Below are 18,275 nucleotides of genomic sequence, written 5' to 3'. Positions count from 1 at the left end.
GTCAGGGTGTGTCCTGTGGCGCGGCCTTGGGACGGGTGTACGTCCGCCCCTTCCAGGCCGCGCCCCGGCCCCGGTAGTGCTGCACCGCCGAGTCCACCGTCATCAGCAGGTACAGCAGCGCCGTGAACGGCAGCAGCGGCGCGAGCCACGGCGGCCGGCGGTAATAGCGCAGCATCGGCAGATACGTCCCCGCCATCACCGCCCACGCGCCCGCCCCCAGCACGAGCGGCGGGACGGAGCCGGTCAGCGCCCCCGCCGCCACGGCGGCCGGTGGCACCAGGTACACCAGTGCCAGCCCCACGACGGTCCCGGCCAGCAGCAGCGGACTGTGCAGCAGCTGCGCGTACGCGCTGCGCGAGACCATCCGCCACAGCGGGCCGAGCCCCTGATAGGGCCGCACGCTGTCGACCCGCTCCGCCAGCCCCAGCCAGATCCGGCCACCGGACCGCTTGACCGCGCGCGCCAGCGACACGTCGTCGATCACCGCCTGCCGGATGGTGTCCGGCACGCCCGCCCGTTCCGCCGCCTCCTGGCGCAGGAGGACGCACCCGCCGGCCGCCGCCGCCGTCCACGTGCCCGGCCGGTTGACCCGGCGGAAGGGGTACAGCTGGGCGAAGAAGTACACGAAGGCCGGGACGATCATCCGCTCCCAGCCGGTCGCCACCCTCAGCCGGGCCATCTGCGACACCAGGTCGAGCCCCGAGGACCGAGCGGCCGAAACCAGCTCCCGCAGGCTGTCCGGCCCGTGCGCGATGTCCGCGTCCGTCAGCAGCAGGTACTCGGCATCCGTACGGGCCCGCGCGAGCGCCATGCCGTGCCGCACCGCCCACAGCTTGCCGGTCCAGCCGGGGCCGGGCTCGCCGGGCGAGTCCACGGTCAGCGGCAGCCCGCCGTGCTCGCGGGCCAGCTCCCGCGCCAGCTCGCCGGTGCCGTCCGTACTGCCGTCGTCGACCAGGAAGATCTCCGCGCGGCCCGGATAGTCCTGGGCGAGCAGCGACGGCAGGCTCGACGGCAGCACCTCGGCCTCGTCCCGGGCGGGCACCACGACCGCGACGGCCGGCCACTCGGCCGGCGGAGCGCGGTCCGGCAGCCTGACGTCCGTGCGCCAGAAGAAACCCTGCCCCAGCAGCAGCCATCCCCAGGCGGCCAGGGAACCCGCGGTGATCCATGTCAGCGCGCTCACCCGCCGCAGTCTGCCGCACGGCGAGGGCGCCGACTGCCGCATCGATTAAAGTGTCCGGGTGAAGATCGCGCTCATGGACTCCGGCAATGGCCTACTGGCGGCGGCCGCCGCCGTGCACCGGATGCGGCCCGACGCCGATCTCGTCCTCTCCTCGGACCCCGCCAGCATGCCCTGGGGACCCCGGACCCCCGAGGACGTCGTCGAGCGCGCGCTGGCCTGCGCCCGCGCGGCCGCCGAGCGCCGCCCCGACGCGCTGATCGTCGCCTGCAACACCGCCTCCGTGCACGCGCTGGACGCCATACGCGCCGAGCTGGAGCCCGGCCTGCCGGTCATCGGGACCGTCCCCGCGATCAAGCCCGCCGCGGCCGCCGGCGGCCCCGTCGCCGTCTGGGCCACCCCGGTCACCACCGGCAGCCCCTACCAGCGCGGGCTCATTCGTGACTTCGCCTCCGGCGTCGACGTCACCGAGGTGCCCTGTCCGGGCCTCGCCGACGCGGTGCAGCGCGCCGACTCCGACGCCGTCGACCTCGCCGTCGAGGCCGCGGCCGCCGCCACGCCCCGTGGGGTAAGGAGCGTCGTCCTGGGCTGCACCCATTACGAGCTCGTCGCGGAGCGTATCCGCGCCGCCGTCCAGGACCCCGCGGCCCCGCCGCTCACCCTCTACGGATCGGCCGAGGCCGTCGCCGCCCAGGCACTGCGCCGCATCGGCGCGGCGCCCGCGCCCGACGCGGAGCCGTCCGGCGGCCTGACCGTGCTGTTCGCCGGCCAGGAGGCGGAGCTGGAGCCGGCCTCGCTGTTCTACCCCGAGGGTCGCTCGCTCGTGACCCCCAGCCCCGCCCGTTTCTGACCGACCCCGTCCGGGTTCCCGCGCGCACCCCTGCCGTCGTGGCGGAACGTGAGTAGGCTTCGCCCTATGAGGGACCACTCCCAGGACCCGCAGGGGCACGAGGGTTCACACGGCGCCGGGAACGGGAACCAGCCGGGGACGGAGTCGCCCGAGGTCTGGACGGGGCGGGCGACCAACCGGGCCCAGTGGCTGATGGCCGCCATCGGCGCGGCCTGCCTCGCGCTCGGCATCGAGCTGGCCGTCGACAGCGCCTGGTCCTCCGGGCTCGCACCGCTGGTGATGGCCGTCGTCGGCTGCGTCGCGGCGGGCCTGCTGATGCTCTACGGAACCCTCGCCTTCGTGCACGTCGCCGTGCGGGTCGACAAGGACACCCTGGAGATCCGCTGCGGTCACATGGGGGTGCCGTGCACCCGCATTCCGCTCAGCCATGTCGTGGGCGCCGACTTCGACCCCCGCGTCACCCCGCGCCAGTGGGGCGGCTGGGGCTACCGCTGGCGGCCGGAGAAGGGCACGGGCGTCGTGGTGCGCCGCGGCGAGGGCTTCGTGGTCCGGCTCGGTGACGGCCGGACGATCACGGTCACCGTGGACGACGCGGAGGCGGCCGTCCGCGTGATCCGCGACCGCCTGCGCCTGCTCGGCGGCCGCCCGGCCTCGGCGTGACCGGACCCGGAGCCTCCTGACGCCCCTGACCTCCCCTTTCGTGCCCCCGGTTTCGTGCCCCCGGCGGAGGTCACGGGAGGTCCGCCGGGCCACTAGGCTCGGCCCATGGCGATTCCCGACTTCCTCCGTGACCTCCGTGCCGACGCCGGCCACCAGCTGCTGTGGCTGCCCGGGGTCAGCGCGATCGTCGTGCGCGACGACGGCCACGTCCTCCTCGGCCGCCGCTCCGACACGGGCATGTGGTCGATCATCGGGGGCATCCCCGACCCCGGAGAGCAGCCCGCCGCCGCGGTGGTGCGCGAGGTGTACGAGGAGACCGCTGTGCACTGTGTGCCGGAGCGGGTTCTGGTGGTCGAGGCCCTGCGGCCGTTCACCTACCCCAACGGCGACATCTGCCAGTACATGGACATCTGCTTCCTGGCCCGCGCGACCGGCGGCGAGGCGCGCGTCAACGACGACGAGTCGCTGGAGGTGGGGTGGTTCGCGCCGGACGCCCTGCCGCCGCTGGAGGATTTCGCGACGCACCGCATCAAGCAGGCCGCCGGGGCCGGGCCCACCTGGTTCGAGGGCATCGGGCGGAGCTGAACGGCAGGGGCGGGCGGCGCGTCGATCGTCGAACGCCTCAGCTGCCTCAGCTGCCTCAGCTGTCGAACACCCGGCGGCGCTCGGGGGTCAGGGTCAGCCAGGACGACGGCTTGGTGCCCGACGGGGGCGGTGCGATCAGCAGCAGACCGTCGGGATCGGCCGTGACGCCCCTGGCCGCCCCGCCCTGGGAGCGCACGTTCGCGCACCTGTCGTGCGCGGCGAACGACTGCGCCTGGACGATGCTGGGGTTCGTCGTGGAGGGGCTGTCCACGGTCACCTCGTCGGCGTACATCGCGCCGCGGTCGTCGCCGAGCCTGCCCTTGGTCCTCGTCATCGCGTTCGCCGCGTTGAAGACCACCATGTCGTGCGGCTTGACCGTGATCGTGTATTCGGTGACCTCGGTGTGCCGGGACACCCACTGATGACTCCACGTGGCCTGGTAGGCCTGCTGGAAGGCCGCTGTGGCGCCGAGGACGACGTTGTTCCCGTTGCTGCTGATCTGTGTGACGGCGCTGATGCCGTCCTCGGTGCGGGACGACTCCGAGATGCCGCCGCCGATGTTGTCCGTGCTGCTGGTCTCGAGCGTGACCGTCCGTCTGGTGGTGATGTCCGCGTTCGTGCAGTTGAGGATCGCGTTCCCGACCGGGCGCACGGCGGTGGTGTACTCGCGGTTGCCGTCCGGCTGGATGTGGAACGAGCAGCCGGCCCGCGCGCAGTGACGCAGCACCGGCTCGTAGGAGGAGAGCGGCTTGCCCTGGTCGTAGGCGCGGACCGCGGGCATGGGCGGCGTCTCGGCGGCGGCCGGGGGAGCGGTGGTCGTGAACGCGGCGAGGGAGACCACCGGCAGCAGGAGCGCCCGCCGGGTGAGCGTCCTGCGGGTTCTCGGCAGCGATGATCTGTTGCGCTTCCTGCGGGGCACGGGCACGGCACTCTCCTGTCGATTCATGATTTTGTCGGCTTGTCGCCCCCTTTGCGGGGGGCTTCCTCATCATGTGCCGGGGTGCCGAGGCGGGCGAACGGGCGGTGGGCGCTGATCCGCCATCTGGTGATAAGTCGACATAATTGCATTCTTTGGGCCGCCGACGGCCGGCGCCGATGGCGGCGGGTCGTCACCACCACTGCGGCGCAAGGCGTGTGGGTGTTCGTCAACGGCTCGTTCGTCGGTACGGCCGTTCCAGCGCTCGAAGAAACAACCGGAATAAATTCGGTGCGAGCCCTTTGACCCCGATGGTGATACCGGCTGTGTTCGCACTCTGTTGGGAAAGAGATTGCTTTGCTAAAGTGTCCTCTGCTCGTCTTCCGAGAGCAGTCGGGGGTCAGTGAGGATGCACCGCAAAAGCATATGATCGACCGCCCACGCAAAAGTCAGCGAGTGCGCCGTTCCTGCGAACGGAAAAGCGAGCCGACGAGCTGGACGCCGGGGCACTCTGACCCATGATCAGGCCCATGGTCAGGCCTCTGATCAGGTAGAAGCCTGAGGTCGCCCCGTCCGCCGTCCCTGCCGCCCGGCGCACCGGCAAACCCCCCGGCGGTAAGGCGCGCCCTTGGTTCAGGGTGTTCTCGCCTACCCGGGCTGGAATCAGGAACGCGCATGAGAAACATTCGGGCCACCCGCGAGTTCTCCCTCGCATTGCGATTGCTATTGTTCAATCAGTTTGGCATCGACATCGGGTTCTATCTCCTGATGCCGTTTCTCGCGGCATATCTGGAACAGGGCCTCGGCATGTCGGCCGCGCTCGTCGGACTGGTGCTCGGGGCGCGGAACCTCAGCCAGCAGGGCCTGTTCATCCTCGGCGGTTCCATGGCCGACCGGCTGGGCCCCCGGGTGGTGATCATCGCCGGGTGCGCACTGCGGACCGTGGGCTTCGGCCTCTTCGCCTTCGGCAACTCGCTGTGGCTGCTGCTGTCCGCCTCGGTGCTCACCGGGCTCGCCGCGGCGCTGTTCTACCCGGCCGTACGCACCTACGTCGCACTCGAGGCGGGCGACCGCAAGGCCGAGGCCTTCGCGCTGCTCAACGTCTACGCCACCATCGGCTCCCTGATGGGACTGCTGCTGGGCAGCGTGCTGTTCCTGGCCGACTTCCGGCTGTGCGCGGTGGGGGCCGCGGCGGTGTTCGGTGTGCTGACCGTCGCCCAGGCGATGGTGCTGCCGACCCGCGGGGTCGCTCCCGAGGGCCCCTCGGCCAAGGTGCTGTCGGACTGGCGCGAGGCCTTCTGCAACCGCCGGTTCCTGCTCTTCTCCATCGCCACCACCGGCATGTTCACCATGGAGAACCAGCTCTACCTCCTGCTGCCCGAAGGGGCCCTGCGGGCGGCGGGCTGGAAAGGTGCGGCCGGGGTGCTGCTGGCGGCCGGGGCCATCGCCAACATGCTGTTCCAGCTGCGGATCACCAGAGCCCTGGCGCGCAACGGCGGCGGCACCCGCTGGGTGAGCTGGGGCCTGGTCGTCATGGGGCTCAGCTTCCTGCCGCCGCTGCTGGTGTGCGGCACCCCGCCGCCGGACGGGACCGGTGCCGCCGTGGCCCGGATGCTCGTCATGGTCACCGGCTCGGTCCTGCTGTTCTTCGGCATCATGATCGCGCATCCGACGGCGATGGAGATGATCCCGGGGTTCGGGCGCGAGAGCCTGACCGGCACCTACTTCGGGCTCTTCTACGTCTTCTCCGGCATCGCCGCCACCGGCGGCAACGCCGTGGTCGGCCGGACGATGGACATCGGCGAACAGACCGGCCTGTACTGGCTGCCGTGGATGTGCTGCCTGGCCTTCGGACTGGCCTCCGCGGCGGCGGTGGGGCTGCTCTACCGCGCCGGGATGCTGCCGGTGGTGCCCGTGCCGTCCGGAGCGCCGGTGGCGGAGGGCCCGGTGGTGGGCAAGGTCGCGGGGCCGACGTCCGGTCCGGCGCCCGGCACCGCGATCGTCAAGCGCGCCGCGGCACCCGTGGTCCCCATGGCCCCTGGCGCCCCGTCGGTCGTCAAGTCCCCCAATGGCACCGCACCCGCGCTGGAATCGGCGGCCTCCGCGAGCGAGATCGTCCGCCCGCAGGACCCGGCCCGGCTGCCCGGCCCGTCCCGTTCCGGCGACGACACGGCGGACCAGCCTCCCCTGTGACGGCGAACCCCGCCGCTCCCCCTGTCATCCCCGGGGCGTTCCGGTCGCGAGGTCGCGAGGTCGCGAGGTCGCGAGGAGCATCGCGCGCCGCGCGGGCCGGCGTCCCGGAGGGGCGGACAGGGCCATTCGGCCCTGTCCGCCCCCGGTCGTGCGCGGGCGCACGCGGATGCGAGCGACACGCGGGCGGGTACATGTCTTGCGCGGCGCGGCGGGGCGCCGCAGAGTCGAGGCATGCCCATCGCAACGGTGAATCCCGCGAACGGCGAGACGCTCAAGACGTTCGACGAACTGGGGCCCGAGGAGATCGAGCGCCGCCTGGCCGCCGCCGACGCGGCCTTCCGCCGCTACCGCACCACCGGCTTCGCCGAGCGTGCCCAGTGGCTCGTCCGCGCCGCGGACCTGCTCGACGACGACCGGGACGACATCGCCCGCACCATGACCACCGAGATGGGCAAGCCGCTGGCCGCCGCCCGCGCGGAGGCGGCCAAGTGCGCCAAGGCGATGCGCTGGTACGCCGCGCACGCGGAGGAACTGCTGGCCGACGAGCTGCCCCCCGACGCCGAGGTGCGTGACGCCGGGGCCGTCCACGCCCGAGTCCACTACCGTCCGCTGGGCGTGATCCTGGCCGTCATGCCGTGGAACTTCCCCCTGTGGCAGGTGGTGCGCTTCGCCGCCCCGGCGCTGATGGCGGGCAACGTCGGGCTGCTCAAGCACGCCTCGAACGTTCCGCAGACCGCGCTCTACCTCGAGGACCTCTTCCGGCGCGCCGACTTCCCGCAGGGCTGCTTCCAGACGCTGCTGGTGGGCTCGGGAGCCGTCGAGTCCGTCCTGCGCGACCCCCGGGTCGTGGCCGCCACGCTCACCGGCAGCGAACCGGCCGGGCGGGCGGTCGCGGCCGTCGCGGGGGACGAGGTGAAGAAGACCGTCCTGGAGCTGGGCGGCAGCGACCCGTACGTGGTGATGCCCTCCGCCGACATCGCCCGCGCGATCCGCACCGCCGTGACGGCCCGCGTCCAGAACAACGGCCAGTCCTGCATCGCCGCCAAGCGCTTCATCGTGCACGCCGACGTCTACGACACCTTCGCCGAGCGTTTCACGGCTCTCATGGCGGGCCTGACCGTCGGCGACCCGATGGCGGAGACCACCGACGTCGGCCCCCTCGCCACCGAACGCGGCCGCGCCGACCTCGAGGAACTGGTCGACGACGCCGTGGGGCGGGGGGCGACGGCCCTGTGCGGCGGACGGCGCCCGGCGGAGCACGAGCGCGGCTGGTTCTACGAACCGACGGTCCTCGCCGACGTCACCTCCGCCATGCGCATCCACCACGAGGAGGCCTTCGGCCCGGTGGCCACGCTGTACAAGGTGAACGACCTCGACGAGGCCCTGGAGATCGCCAACGACTCCCCCTTCGGCCTCAGTTCCAACGTCTGGACGCGCGACGAGGACGAACAGCGCCGGTTCGTGCGCGACCTGGAGGCCGGCGGGGTCTTCTTCAACGGCATGACCGCCTCCCACCCGGCCCTGCCCTTCGGCGGCGTCAAACGCTCGGGGTACGGGCGGGAGCTGTCCGGGCACGGGATCCGCGAGTTCTGCAACGCCACGACGGTCTGGCACGGGGCCGAGCCGGGGGCGGGAGCCTAGGGGGTGTCCGATGGGTCGGCACGGGCCCTGCGGCGCCCGGCACGGCGCCTCGCCGCGTTGTCGCATCAGCCAAGGACGCCCAGTCCGAGGCCGATGCTCCGCCTTGCGATCCACCGCACCGGACACCGCAGGACCCGCGCCGACCCATCGGACACCCCCTAGCCGGGCGCAGCCGGTGCCGTCACCGGCCCCAGCGCAGCCCGGCGGTCTGCACCGGCGCGTCGTACAGGCGCAGCATCTCGTCGTCCACCCGGCACAGCGTCACCGAGGCGCCGGCCATGTCCAGCGACGTGACGTAGTTGCCGACGAGCGTGCGGGCCACCGGAACGCCCCGCTCGCGCAGCGCGCGGTGCACCTCGGCGTTGAACCCGTAGAGCTCCAGCAGCGGCGTCCCGCCGGCGCCATTGACCAGCACCAGCACGGGCCCGCCCGGCCCCAGGTCCTCCAGCACCGCCTGCACCGCGAAGTCCGCGATCTCGCCCGACGTCATCATCGCCCGCCGCTCCCGGCCGGGTTCGCCGTGGATGCCCACACCGAGCTCGAGCTCCCCGGCGGGCAGGTCGAAGGTGGGGCTGCCCTTGGCCGGGGTCGTACAGGCGGCGAGCGCGACCCCGAAGCTCCGTGACGCCTCGTTCACCCGGCGGGCGATCGCCTCCACCCGCTCCAGGGGAGCGCCCTCCTCGGCCGCGGCGCCCGCGATCTTCTCCACGAAGAGCGTGGCCCCGGTGCCGCGCCGGCCCGCCGTGTACAGGCTGTCGGTGACGGCCACGTCGTCGTTGACGAGCACGCTCGCGACCTGGATGCCCTCGTCCTCGGCGAGCTCGGCGGCCATGTTGAAGTTGAGGACGTCGCCCGTGTAGTTCTTCACGATGAACAGCACGCCCTTGCCGCTGTCGACGGCGGCCGCGGCACGCACCATCTGATCAGGAACGGGCGAGGTGAACACCTCCCCGGGACACGCCGCGTCCAGCATCCCCGGCCCCACGAACCCCCCGTGCAACGGCTCATGCCCGGACCCGCCCCCCGACACCAGCCCCACCTTCCCCGCCACGGGCGCGTCCCGCCGCACGATGACGCGCCGCTCGACATCAACGGTCAACTCGGGGTGCGCGGCGGCCATCCCGCGCAGGGCGTCGGGGACGACGGTCTCGGGGACGTTGATGATGCTCTTCATGCGGGGCTCCTCAGGGTGTGGGGAGAAGTCGGCGATGAGCTCGATTTTCGCTGGCCGGACGCGCTGGCGAGAGAAATTGACCTCGGCGGTGTCCGGCGGTCGACGACGGTCTCCGGCGGTACTTGTGCTGACCCAATGCCGACTTTACTGACGGGAGATCAGTTTGGTGGGCGGGTCACTGACCGTCTGTTGTCGCCCGCGCCTACGTGGCGCTCATGGATGCATGATGGCTTCGACTGCCGTTGTTCTTTCGAGTCCACCGCGAACCTCAGAGCCCGTGCCGGTGCCGCCGGCGTGACGAAGCTGGAAGGCACGGTGGTCGCAGGCCGTGGCTCAGTGCCCGGATTCCCCGGTTCGGTGTGCCACGTCGGCGGGTTCCGCCGGGCCGGGCGGGGGCGCGGGTGTCGGGACATTTGTGGCATCGGCTACCGCCGCGACAGCCTCGCTCACCCGGCCTGAGCCGGACCTGCTGACGTCGAAACAGCCCAGCCCCATGGACTCCGCCACGGTTGCCGTGCAGGTCGACGCCTCCGACGTATCGGGTCAGGCCTTCTTTACCACGCTGGACTTGAGCTGCATGGCGCCGAAACCCTCGATCTTGCAGTCGATGTCGTGGCCGGCCACACCCTCCACGAGGCGGATGTTGCGCACCTTGGTGCCCGCCTTGATTCCGGTCGGGTGGCCCTTGACCTTCAGGGACTTGACGACGGTGACCGTGTCGCCGTCGGCGAGCACGTTGCCAACCGCATCCCTGATCACCCCGTCCTCCGGGCCGCCGGCGGGTTCGGCGGGCGCGGGGGTCCACTCATGGCCGCATTCGGGGCAGACGAGCAGCGCGCCCATCTCGTAGGTGTAGGCGCTGGAGCACTCGGGGCATGGGGGCAGGTTCTCGTTCACCAGGACAGTCTATGGCGGGGTCCGCAAGGATGACGAATTGCAAAAGTTTGCAATTCGCTACATGATGGTTTCGCTGTGTCCGCAGGTAGCCGCGGGTACAGCAGCAAACGCTGCCTCCGCGTCGGAGGCCCAGTGAGGCGAGAGGCTGAGGGTTTCGTGCCGGTTCCGCTGTATCAGGCGAAAGCCGAGTTCTTCCGGATGCTCGGGCACCCGGTCCGCATCCGGGCGCTGGAACTGCTCCAGGACGGGCCGAAGCCGGTACGCGATCTACTGGCGGCGATCGAGGTGGAGCCCTCCGCCCTGTCGCAGCAACTGGCGGTGTTGCGCCGCTCGGGCATCGTGACCTCCACCCGCACCGGCTCGACGGTCGTCTACGAGCTCGCGGGCGGCGATGTCGCCGAGCTGATGTCCGCCGCGCGCCGCATTCTCACCGAGATGATCAGCGGGCAGAACGAGCTGCTGGAGGAGCTGCGGGACGCCGAGGTCGGTGGCCGGTGAGTGCTCTCGCCGTCCGGGCAGGGGCCCGGGTGCGTTCCGTGTTGCCCGCACGCGCCGACATGGCGGTCATGGCCCGCACTCCGCGCCGTGATCTGCTGGCGGGTCTCACCGTGGCGGTCGTGGCGCTGCCGCTGGCGCTCGGCTTCGGGGTCTCCTCCGGCCTGGGCGCGGAGGCTGGGCTGGCCACCGCGGTGGTGGCCGGCGGTCTGGCCGCGATATTCGGCGGATCCAGTCTGCAGGTCTCCGGGCCCACGGGCGCGATGACCGTGGTGCTGGTGCCGATCGTCGCCCAGTACGGCCCCGGGGGCGTCCTCACGGTCGGTCTCCTCGCGGGACTGATGCTGATCGCGCTCGCCCTGGCTCGCGCCGGCCGCTATATGCAGTACATACCTGCCCCGGTGGTGGAGGGCTTCACCCTCGGCATCGCATGCGTGATCGGCCTCCAGCAGGTGCCGAACGCACTGGGCGTGGCCAAGCCTGAGGACGACAAGGTCCTCGCCATCACCTGGCACGCGGTCGAGGCGTTCGTGAAGACACCGAACTGGAGCGCCGTCGGTCTCGCCGCCGCCGTGGCCGCCGTGATGCTGCTGGGTGCGCGGTGGCGACCGGCGATCCCGTTCTCCATCATCACGGTGATCGGCGCGACGATCGTGGCACAGCTGGCCCACTTGGACGCCGCTCGTCCCATCGGTGACCTGCCCGCGGGGCTCCCCGCCCCGTCACTGGCCTTCCTGGACCTTGGCGCCCTCGGCTCGCTGCTCGCACCTGCCGTGGCGGTGGCCGCCCTGGCCGCGCTGGAGTCGCTGCTGTCGGCGTCCGTTGCGGACGGCATGACCGTGGGCCAGAAGCACGACCCCGACCGGGAGCTGTTCGGTCAAGGCGTGGCCAACCTCGCCGCCCCGCTGTTCGGCGGTGTCCCGGCCACCGGCGCGATAGCCCGGACCGCCGTCAACGTCCGTTCGGGCGCGAGCTCGCGGCTGGCGGCCCTGAGCCACGCCGCCGTGCTGGCCGTCATCGTCTTCGCCGCCGCCCCGCTGGTCGCCCGTATTCCGCTGGCCGCCCTGGCGGGTGTACTGATCGCCACCGCCGTCCGCATGGTAGAGGTCGGCAGCCTGAGGGCCATGGCCCGCGCCACCCGCTCCGACGGGCTCGTACTGGTGCTGACAGCGATCGCCACCGTGGCCCTGGACCTGGTGTATGCCGTGATCATCGGCCTGCTCATGGCGGGCGCGCTCGCCCTGAGGGCGGTGGCCAAGCAGGCTCGCCTGGACCAGGTTCCCCTGAAGGCCGACCTGCCCGGCGACCACAGCGACGAAGAGCACGCGCTGCTCGCCGAACACATCGTCGCCTACCGCATCGACGGCCCGCTGTTCTTCGCCGCGGCCCACCGTTTCCTGCTGGAGCTCTCCGAGGTCTCCGACGTGCGCGTGGTGATCCTGCGCATGTCGCGCGTCTCCACGATGGACGCCACCGGCGCCCTCGTTCTCAAGGACGCCGTCGCCAAGCTGCAGCGGCGCGGCATCACCGTCCTGGCCTCCGGAATACGCCCCGGCCAGCGCCAGGTGCTGGACTCCACCGGCGCGCTCGGCTTGCTGAGGACCAACGGTGGCGACTACGCCACCACTCCCGAAGCAATCGCCGCCGCCCGTGCCCACCTGCATGGTGCCGGGTTACTGACGATCCCCGCGCAAGAGACCGCCGTCCCCGACCAGGAGCCCGCTGCCCCAGCTGAGGAGCCCACCCGATGACCACTGCTTTTCCCGTACCCCGCCGGATGGTTGATGTCTCCGGCGAGGAAGCCCTTTACCTGCTCGGCGGCGGTACCCAGGGTCGGCTGATGTACGAGCAGCGGGAGGCGATCGCGGTTCGGCCCGCCAGCCACGTCCTCGAATACGGGCGCCTGATCGTCCGCGCCCCCGCCCCCACCGCCGCGCTGGCCACCAGGACCACGGTCACCTACCACTGCGACTACCTCCACCCCAACACCGGTACCGGCTGGGCCGTGACCGCTACCGGCCTGGCCGAACTCATCACTCACCCCGACGAAGCTGCCCACTACCGCCGTACCCTCCCCGGCTGGGCACACGGCCCCCACGACGCGCTCCTGCGTGTCCACCCCCGCACGGTGCACGGCTACCGATTCGGTCACCCCACCGACACGGCCGGTGGCGGTGCGCGGAGGTCGCAGGCACGGTGAAGCGGCTCGCCGTCCTGCCGCACGGGCATGTACTCACCTGCCCGACGGGCAGGACAGCTCCGGCGAAAGCGATGTTCGGGTGGAGCCCGTATTCCGAGAGCGCCGTCGTCGTATCGCGCGGCGCCTGGCGTACTGCCTCCGGAACCAGCGGAACCGTCAGGATGCGCCGCCATACAGGCGAAGACGCATCCTCACACGCTGCCGCCTGCACCGCCCGCCTGTGACGCCACTTCACCGCGAACGTCGAACTCGGCCTTCACCTGATACAGCGGAACCGCAGCCCTCATGACTGCTCGCCCTCCGTGTCGACACCATGCGCCTCCGCAATCCGCAGGGCGTCGTCCAGCTCCTCCTCCGCCACGGCCGCCGCGTACACGTCCCCGGTTTTCCTCGCGGTATCGAGAGCTGTCCGCGCCTGACGAGGTGGCGTCCTACGCCGACCGCCCGGCTCATGGTGCATGCCGCCGTGGATGCTGTGACCGTGGTGGGGTAACGGTTCCTACGGCGACGGTGAGGTGGTCACATGGCCAAGCGGCCCATCCGGTCGGGGATGCTGACCTTCGGCCTGGTGACGGCCCCGGTGAGCCTCTACGGCGCCGTGGACGAGCACGCCGTCCACTTCCACCGGCTGCAGCTGCGGCACCTCCGACCGCATTCGGATCCGCCGGGTCAACGAGCGCACCGGCAGGGAAGTGGCTGCGCAAACGGCTCGACGTCTTCGAATGCGATGAGCATCCCTTCACCGGCGGGCGCCCGCGGGAACGCGGCATCCATTGGGTGCGACCGGAACTGGTGGCCGAGATCGGCTTCACCGAGTGGACAGGCGACGGCGAGCTGCGCCACCCACGCCAACTCGGCCTGCGCACCGACAAACCAGCCACCGAGATCGTCAGGGAACGGCCCGATGAGGTGAGGCGATGAGCCCCAAAGTCAAGCAACAGCTGCGCATCGGCGGCCGCGTCGTGCCGCTTTCCAACCCGGACAAGGAACTCTTCCCGGACGACGGGATCACCAAGGCCGAACTCGTCGACTACTACCGGGCTGTCAGCCACGTCATGCTGCCGCACCTCAAGGGCCGTCCGCTGATCATGGAGCGCCACCCCGACGGATACGGCGGGAAGTCCTTCATTCAGAAGGATGTGCCCGGCTACTTCCCCGACTGGATTCATCGCCGAGAGGTCCCCAAGGAGGGCGGATCGGTCACCATGGCGCTCTGCGACGACGCCGCCACCCTCGCCTATCTCGCCGATCAGGCGTGCATCACCCCACATCCTTGGCTCAGCCGCGCCGATCACCTCAACTGCCCCGACCGGCTGGTGTTCGACCTCGATCCGCCTGCCGAAGACTTCGAGATCGTCCGGTGGGCGGCCGGAGCGCTCGGCGACCTCCTCACCGACCTCGGGCTGCGCCCCGCCGTCATGACCACCGGTTCTCGCGGGCTGCACCTGCTGGTCCTGCTCGACCGGCGCACCGATTTCGACACCGCCCGCGCCTTCGCACGCAGTGCGGCCGAATTGCTGGCCACCCGCCATTCCGACAAGTTGACCACCGAGCCCCGCAAGGCGAAGCGCCGCGGCCGGCTCTACCTGGACGTCCAGCGCAACGCCTACGCCCAGAGCTCGGTCGCCCCCTACGCCGTACGCGCCCGCCCTCACGCCCCCGTGGCCACCCCCGTGACCTGGGACGAGCTCGACGACCCGGCACTCGGCCCGCAGAGCTGGACCCTGCGCACCCTGCCCGACCGCCTGGCCGAGCACGGTGACGCCTGGAAGGGCCTCAGCCGTTGCCGGCGGTCCCTGACCAGGGCCGAACGGCGACTTGCGGGCCTCACCGCAGACGAATGCGCCTGACAGCCAGCGCTTTCCGCCCTTCACGGACAAGGGGGGAGGGCCCTGCGCGGAGCGTGACAGCCCGCTGGAGGTGGCCAAGAGCGAGAACTCCCAGGCTTCCCGCGACCAGTCCGACCGCACAGGCGTCCCCCTGGGCGGCGGCCCTCGACGGCTCGCGTGGCTCGTCGTGAGCCGGGCGGTATCAGCGGACGCGGGGCCGCTCACGGATCAGCTCTGCCGTTCGCTCACGTTGACCATCCAGGTGATGCCGAATTTGTCCGTGCACATGCCGAACACGTCGCCCCACATCTGCTTCTCCAGGGGGACGGAGACCGTGCCGCCCTTGGACAGCTTGTCCCAGTAGCCGCGCAGTTCGTTCGCGTCGTCGCCACTGACACTCACCGAGATGTTGTTCCCGGGTCGGTGTTCCATCCCGGGCGGATTGTCGGAGGCCATCAGCATGAATCCACTGGCGGTCTCGAGCCTGCTGTGCACGATCTTGTCGGCGTATCCGGGAGGCACCTCGGAGCCGAAGTCGCTGTAGGTCTTGACCTCCAGGGTGCCGCCGAAGACCTCGTTGTAGAACTCCATGGCCTGTTTCGCTTCACCGGCGAAGCTGATGTACGGGTTGAGGTGTGATGCCACGTTCATCACTTTCGTGAGGAATGGTCAGTGCGGTCAGCCTACGCGCGTCGGAGGCGCGGGACGTGGTACGACGGCTGCCCGGCACGAGTGACCACGGAGGACGCCATGACCACCACGCCGAACGACCCGGCCGCCGCGCTGCCCGGCCGTCCGCCCGTCGTCGACATGGCCGCCTGGCAGGCGGCCCGTGACGAGCTTCTGGTCCGCGAGAAGGCCCACACCCGCGAGGGTGACGCCATCGCCGCGGCCCGTCGCCGGCTGCCGATGGTCGAGCTCGACGGGACGGTCGAGGTCGTCGGACCCGACGGACCGGTCCCGTTCCTGGAGCTGTTCCAGGGTCGCGACGAGCTCGTGGTCTACCAGCACATGTGGTACGACGGCGCGCCGCACCAGGGGCAGTGCGAGGGCTGCACCACCACCGTCTGGCACATGAAGGACGCCGTCTACCTCAACGCCCGCGGCGTCTCGTTCGCCGTCCTGACCACGGGCCGGTGGGACGAGGTGGCCTCCTACATCGAGTTCATGGGCTACACCCAGCCCTGGTACTCGGTGCGCGACGTGGCCGAGCCGGTCGGCGGGGAGATGGGCTACATCGCCTGTTTCCTGCGCGACGGCGACCGCGTGTTCCTCACCTACTCCACGACAGCCCGTGGCAACGAGCCGGTCAACGGGTCCCTGGGCCTGCTCGACATGACGCCCTACGGCCGCCGCGAGGCGTGGGAGGACAACCCCGAGGGCTGGCCCGAGGCCCCGCAGGCCGGCTCGCCGGTCGGTGGGCACGGCTCGCCGATCTGCTGGTACTGGCGCTCGGACGCCGACGGCGTCGCCACCTGGGGCCCGACCAGCCGCCCCGTTCCGCAGTGGACGCGGCCCGGCGCGACCCCCGTGCAGACCCTGGGCCGCCAGGGCCACCGGCACTGATCCCCGCCCGGCCGGGGATGCGAGGATCGCGGCGTGAACACGCACACGCACGACGAGCCCGGTCGGCCGCCCGGAGCCCCGGTCCGGGCCGGCATTCCCGAACACGGCCGGATTCCCAAGTACTACGCGGTCAAGACACAGGTCGCCGGCCTGCTCGACGAGCTGGGGGAGGGGGGCCTGCTGCCCACCGAGCGGGAGCTCGCCGCGCGCTTCGAGGTGTCGCGGGAGACCCTGCGTCAGGCCCTGCGCGAGCTGCTGCTCGAGGGGCGGTTGCGCCGGATGGGGCGCGGTACGGTCGTCGCGGGGCCGAAGCTGGAGCAGCCGCTTTCCCTCGCCAGCTACACCGAGGGTGTACGCCGCCAGGGCCGCCGCCCCGGGCGTACCCTCGTCGGCCTGGACCGTCTCGCCTGCCCGGCCGCCCTCGCCCCCGACCTCGGGGTGGAACCCCTGGCCCCCGTCTGGCACCTGGAGCGCGTGCTGCTCGCCGACGACGAGCGGGTCGGGCTGGAGAGCACGTATGTGGCGGTGCGGCGTGTGCCCAGGCTGGACACGGACTTCGAGCCGGACTCCTCCTTCTACGGCTATCTGCGTGAGCGCCTCGGCATCGGGTTCGGGGACGCGGACGAGCGGCTGGAGACCGTCCTGGCCACGCCGCGCGAGGCCCTGCTGATCGGCACGCCGCCCGCGCTGCCCATGCTGCTGATCCACCGGGTGTCGCGGGACACGGAGGGGCAGCCGCTGGAGCGTGTGCGCTCGCTCTACCGAGGGGACCGGTTCTCCTTCACCGCCCATCTGCACGGCACGAGCTGAGGGGAAGTCAGGCCCGCCGACCACCCCCGCCCCCATTGTTATTACGGAAAGATAACGGGTCTGGTCCAAGTTTGACGCCCGGTTTCCCGTCGGTTCGCCGAACGGTCGCCGTCGCGCCACCCGCCCCGACGACTGTTCGGGTCATGCGAGTCATAGTCGTCGGAGCCGGCGTGCTGGGAACCATGCACGCCTGGCAAGCAGTTCAGCGCGGCCACGAGGTCGTGCACATCGAGCGCGAGGCGGAGGCCCGGGGTGCCTCCGTCCGCAACTTCGGCCTGATCTGGGTCAGCGGCCGGGCCGCGGGAGAGGAGCTGGCCACCGCCCTGCGCGCCCGCGAGCTGTGGGAGGAGATCGGCGCTGCCGTCCCCGGCCTCGGCTTCCGCGCCAACGGTTCGCTGACGGCCGTCACCACCGAGGCCGAACTTGCCGTCGCCCGCGACGCCCTGGCCCGGCCCGATGCCGCCGCCCGGGGCTTCCGCTTCCTTACCCCCGACGAGGTGCGGGCCGTCAACCCGGCCCTGCGCGGAGACCTCCTCGGCGCCCTGGCCTGCGACCGCGACGCCGCCGTGGAACCCCGCACGGCCCAGCGCGCCCTGAAGGAGGCCCTGCTCCGCTCCGGCCGCTGCACCTTCCTCGGCGGTCGCGAGGTCCGGGACATCGTGGACACCGCCGGCGGGTCCGCCGTCCGCGACGACCGCGGCGAGGTGCACAGCGGCGACGCGGTCGTGCTGTGCACCGGCGCCTGGCTGGGAGGCCTCGTCCGCGAGCTCGCCCCCGAGCTGCCCGTCCGCCGCGTGCGGCTGCAGATGATGCAGACCGCCCCGCTGGGCGAGCGGCTCACCACCTCCGTCGCCGACGCCGACAGCTTCCGCTACTACCCCGCCTACGACGGCGCCGCCCTCGACGCGATGGCCTCCGCCCAGGCCCAACCCGCGGTCGCCGCCGAGCACAGGATGCAACTGCTCATGGTGCAGCGCGCCGACGGCGGGCTGACCATCGGCGACACCCACGAGTACGCCGAGCCCTTCGCCTTCGACGTCGACGAGGCCCCGTACGAGCACCTCACCTCCGCCGCCGAGCAACTCCTGGGCCGGCCACTGCCGCCCGTCCGCCGGCGCTGGGCCGGGGTCTACGCACAGTGCGTGGACACCACCCGCGTCGTCCACCGCCGGCGCGTGCGCGACGACGCCTGGCTGGTGACCGGCCCCGGCGGGCGCGGCATGACGTGCTCCCCGGCGATCGCCGAAACCACCGCGAACGAGCTGGGCTGGTGAGGAGG

The 18,275-nt window shown here is 71.6% G+C and carries 18 protein-coding genes; 13 read left to right on the top strand and 5 right to left on the bottom strand.

The window, feature by feature from the left end; translation table 11 throughout:
- Position 1 precedes the first annotated feature (1 nt).
- A complete protein-coding gene (locus ACIG36_RS13130) occupies positions 2 to 1,225 on the bottom strand; it encodes a glycosyltransferase (RefSeq protein WP_399926155.1) in 1,224 nt (407 codons plus the stop codon).
- A gap of 16 nt (positions 1,226 to 1,241) precedes the next feature.
- On the opposite strand from ACIG36_RS13130, the gene ACIG36_RS13125 reads away from it, so the two are divergent.
- The 3 genes from ACIG36_RS13125 to ACIG36_RS13115 all read left to right on the top strand — a co-directional run bounded on the left by ACIG36_RS13125 (position 1,242) and on the right by ACIG36_RS13115 (position 3,275).
- On the top strand, positions 1,242 to 2,030 hold the full coding sequence (locus ACIG36_RS13125; protein ID WP_399926153.1) for a glutamate racemase: 789 nt from the start codon (positions 1,242 to 1,244) through the stop codon (positions 2,028 to 2,030).
- Positions 2,031 to 2,096: 66 nt separating this feature from the next.
- Positions 2,097 to 2,690: a hypothetical protein gene (locus ACIG36_RS13120; RefSeq protein ID WP_399926151.1), complete on the top strand. Its 594-nt coding sequence runs from the start codon at positions 2,097 to 2,099 to the stop codon at positions 2,688 to 2,690.
- Positions 2,691 to 2,795: 105 nt separating this feature from the next.
- Positions 2,796 to 3,275 (top strand): NUDIX hydrolase, encoded by a 480-nt coding sequence (locus ACIG36_RS13115; RefSeq protein ID WP_399926149.1) that lies wholly within the window; start codon positions 2,796 to 2,798, stop codon positions 3,273 to 3,275.
- Between the two features lie 55 nt (positions 3,276 to 3,330).
- On the opposite strand, the gene ACIG36_RS13110 is transcribed toward ACIG36_RS13115, so the two are convergent.
- Positions 3,331 to 4,200 (bottom strand): hypothetical protein, encoded by an 870-nt coding sequence (locus tag ACIG36_RS13110; RefSeq protein WP_399926147.1) that lies wholly within the window; start codon positions 4,198 to 4,200, stop codon positions 3,331 to 3,333.
- 759 nt (positions 4,201 to 4,959) lie between these two features.
- Between ACIG36_RS13110 and ACIG36_RS13105 the strand changes: the two genes are divergently transcribed.
- Positions 4,960 to 6,384, top strand: coding sequence for an MFS transporter (locus tag ACIG36_RS13105; protein ID WP_399926145.1), 1,425 nt, complete (start codon positions 4,960 to 4,962; stop codon positions 6,382 to 6,384).
- A 231-nt stretch (positions 6,385 to 6,615) separates the two neighbouring features.
- Positions 6,616 to 8,025, top strand: a complete 1,410-nt coding sequence (locus tag ACIG36_RS13100; protein ID WP_399926143.1) for an NADP-dependent succinic semialdehyde dehydrogenase — start codon at positions 6,616 to 6,618, stop codon at positions 8,023 to 8,025.
- A 181-nt stretch (positions 8,026 to 8,206) separates the two neighbouring features.
- On the opposite strand, the gene dhaK is transcribed toward ACIG36_RS13100, so the two are convergent.
- Together dhaK and ACIG36_RS13090 are read right to left on the bottom strand one after the other, a co-directional pair.
- The gene (dhaK, locus tag ACIG36_RS13095; RefSeq protein WP_399926141.1) at positions 8,207 to 9,199 is read right to left on the bottom strand and encodes a dihydroxyacetone kinase subunit DhaK; all 993 of its coding nucleotides are present in this window, start codon (positions 9,197 to 9,199) and stop codon (positions 8,207 to 8,209) included.
- A 543-nt stretch (positions 9,200 to 9,742) separates the two neighbouring features.
- The gene (locus ACIG36_RS13090; RefSeq protein ID WP_399926139.1) at positions 9,743 to 10,096 is read right to left on the bottom strand and encodes a zinc ribbon domain-containing protein YjdM; all 354 of its coding nucleotides are present in this window, start codon (positions 10,094 to 10,096) and stop codon (positions 9,743 to 9,745) included.
- Positions 10,097 to 10,252: 156 nt separating this feature from the next.
- Here ACIG36_RS13090 and ACIG36_RS13085 point away from each other — a divergent pair, with 156 nt between their 5' ends.
- From ACIG36_RS13085 to ligD, 5 genes are all read left to right on the top strand, one after another.
- Positions 10,253 to 10,594, top strand: coding sequence for an ArsR/SmtB family transcription factor (locus ACIG36_RS13085; protein WP_399926137.1), 342 nt, complete (start codon positions 10,253 to 10,255; stop codon positions 10,592 to 10,594).
- A 59-nt stretch (positions 10,595 to 10,653) separates the two neighbouring features.
- A complete protein-coding gene (locus ACIG36_RS13080; RefSeq protein WP_399926456.1) occupies positions 10,654 to 12,342 on the top strand; it encodes a SulP family inorganic anion transporter in 1,689 nt (562 codons plus the stop codon).
- A complete protein-coding gene (locus tag ACIG36_RS13075) occupies positions 12,339 to 12,791 on the top strand; it encodes a pyridoxamine 5'-phosphate oxidase family protein (protein WP_399926135.1) in 453 nt (150 codons plus the stop codon). Before ACIG36_RS13080 ends, ACIG36_RS13075 begins: the two co-directional genes overlap by 4 nt.
- Positions 12,792 to 13,076: 285 nt before the next feature.
- Positions 13,077 to 13,712 carry a hypothetical protein gene (locus ACIG36_RS13070; protein ID WP_399926133.1) on the top strand — a complete coding sequence of 212 codons (636 nt, stop codon included), beginning with the start codon at positions 13,077 to 13,079 and terminating at the stop codon, positions 13,710 to 13,712.
- Positions 13,709 to 14,641, top strand: a complete 933-nt coding sequence (gene ligD / locus ACIG36_RS13065; protein WP_399926131.1) for a non-homologous end-joining DNA ligase — start codon at positions 13,709 to 13,711, stop codon at positions 14,639 to 14,641. Before ACIG36_RS13070 ends, ligD begins: the two co-directional genes overlap by 4 nt.
- A 207-nt stretch (positions 14,642 to 14,848) precedes the next feature.
- Here the strand turns inward: ligD and ACIG36_RS13060 are convergent, their stop codons facing one another.
- Complete coding sequence (locus ACIG36_RS13060) at positions 14,849 to 15,265, bottom strand: VOC family protein (protein ID WP_399926129.1); 417 nt, start codon at positions 15,263 to 15,265, stop codon at positions 14,849 to 14,851.
- A 105-nt stretch (positions 15,266 to 15,370) separates the two neighbouring features.
- Here ACIG36_RS13060 and ACIG36_RS13055 point away from each other — a divergent pair, with 105 nt between their 5' ends.
- The 3 genes from ACIG36_RS13055 (at position 15,371) to ACIG36_RS13045 (ending at position 18,270) form a co-directional block, all read left to right on the top strand.
- Entirely contained in the window at positions 15,371 to 16,186 is an 816-nt protein-coding gene (locus ACIG36_RS13055; RefSeq protein ID WP_399926127.1) for a DUF899 domain-containing protein, read from the top strand.
- A gap of 33 nt (positions 16,187 to 16,219) precedes the next feature.
- On the top strand, positions 16,220 to 16,996 hold the full coding sequence (locus ACIG36_RS13050) for a GntR family transcriptional regulator (RefSeq protein ID WP_399926125.1): 777 nt from the start codon (positions 16,220 to 16,222) through the stop codon (positions 16,994 to 16,996).
- A 143-nt stretch (positions 16,997 to 17,139) separates the two neighbouring features.
- A complete protein-coding gene (locus ACIG36_RS13045) occupies positions 17,140 to 18,270 on the top strand; it encodes a TIGR03364 family FAD-dependent oxidoreductase (RefSeq protein ID WP_399926123.1) in 1,131 nt (376 codons plus the stop codon).
- The last annotated feature ends 5 nt before the right edge of the window (positions 18,271 to 18,275 follow it).

This window comes from Streptomyces sp. NPDC053048, assembly GCF_044547045.1.
Lineage (GTDB): Bacteria > Actinomycetota > Actinomycetes > Streptomycetales > Streptomycetaceae > Streptomyces.
The sequence above is the reverse complement of the archived record's forward strand: the minus strand, read 5'-3'. Positions and strand labels throughout refer to the sequence as shown.

Bases quoted from the DNA above. Each gene is read 5' to 3' on its own strand.
- ACIG36_RS13130 (WP_399926155.1), bottom strand. From the start codon at position 1,225: ATGCGGCAGTCGGCGCCCTCGCCGTGCGGCAGACTGCGGCGGGTGAGC.
- ACIG36_RS13105 (WP_399926145.1), top strand. From the start codon at position 4,960: ATGCCGTTTCTCGCGGCATATCTGGAACAGGGCCTCGGCATGTCGGCC.
- ACIG36_RS13045 (WP_399926123.1), top strand. From the start codon at position 17,140: ATGCGAGTCATAGTCGTCGGAGCCGGCGTGCTGGGAACCATGCACGCC.
- ACIG36_RS13075 (WP_399926135.1), top strand. From the start codon at position 12,339: ATGACCACTGCTTTTCCCGTACCCCGCCGGATGGTTGATGTCTCCGGC.
- ACIG36_RS13070 (WP_399926133.1), top strand. From the start codon at position 13,077: ATGACTGCTCGCCCTCCGTGTCGACACCATGCGCCTCCGCAATCCGCA.
- ACIG36_RS13120 (WP_399926151.1), top strand. From the start codon at position 2,097: ATGAGGGACCACTCCCAGGACCCGCAGGGGCACGAGGGTTCACACGGC.
- ACIG36_RS13115 (WP_399926149.1), top strand. From the start codon at position 2,796: ATGGCGATTCCCGACTTCCTCCGTGACCTCCGTGCCGACGCCGGCCAC.
- ACIG36_RS13055 (WP_399926127.1), top strand. From the start codon at position 15,371: ATGACCACCACGCCGAACGACCCGGCCGCCGCGCTGCCCGGCCGTCCG.
- ACIG36_RS13100 (WP_399926143.1), top strand. From the start codon at position 6,616: ATGCCCATCGCAACGGTGAATCCCGCGAACGGCGAGACGCTCAAGACG.
- ligD (WP_399926131.1), top strand. From the start codon at position 13,709: ATGAGCCCCAAAGTCAAGCAACAGCTGCGCATCGGCGGCCGCGTCGTG.
- ACIG36_RS13080 (WP_399926456.1), top strand. From the start codon at position 10,654: ATGGCGGTCATGGCCCGCACTCCGCGCCGTGATCTGCTGGCGGGTCTC.
- dhaK (WP_399926141.1), bottom strand. From the start codon at position 9,199: ATGAAGAGCATCATCAACGTCCCCGAGACCGTCGTCCCCGACGCCCTG.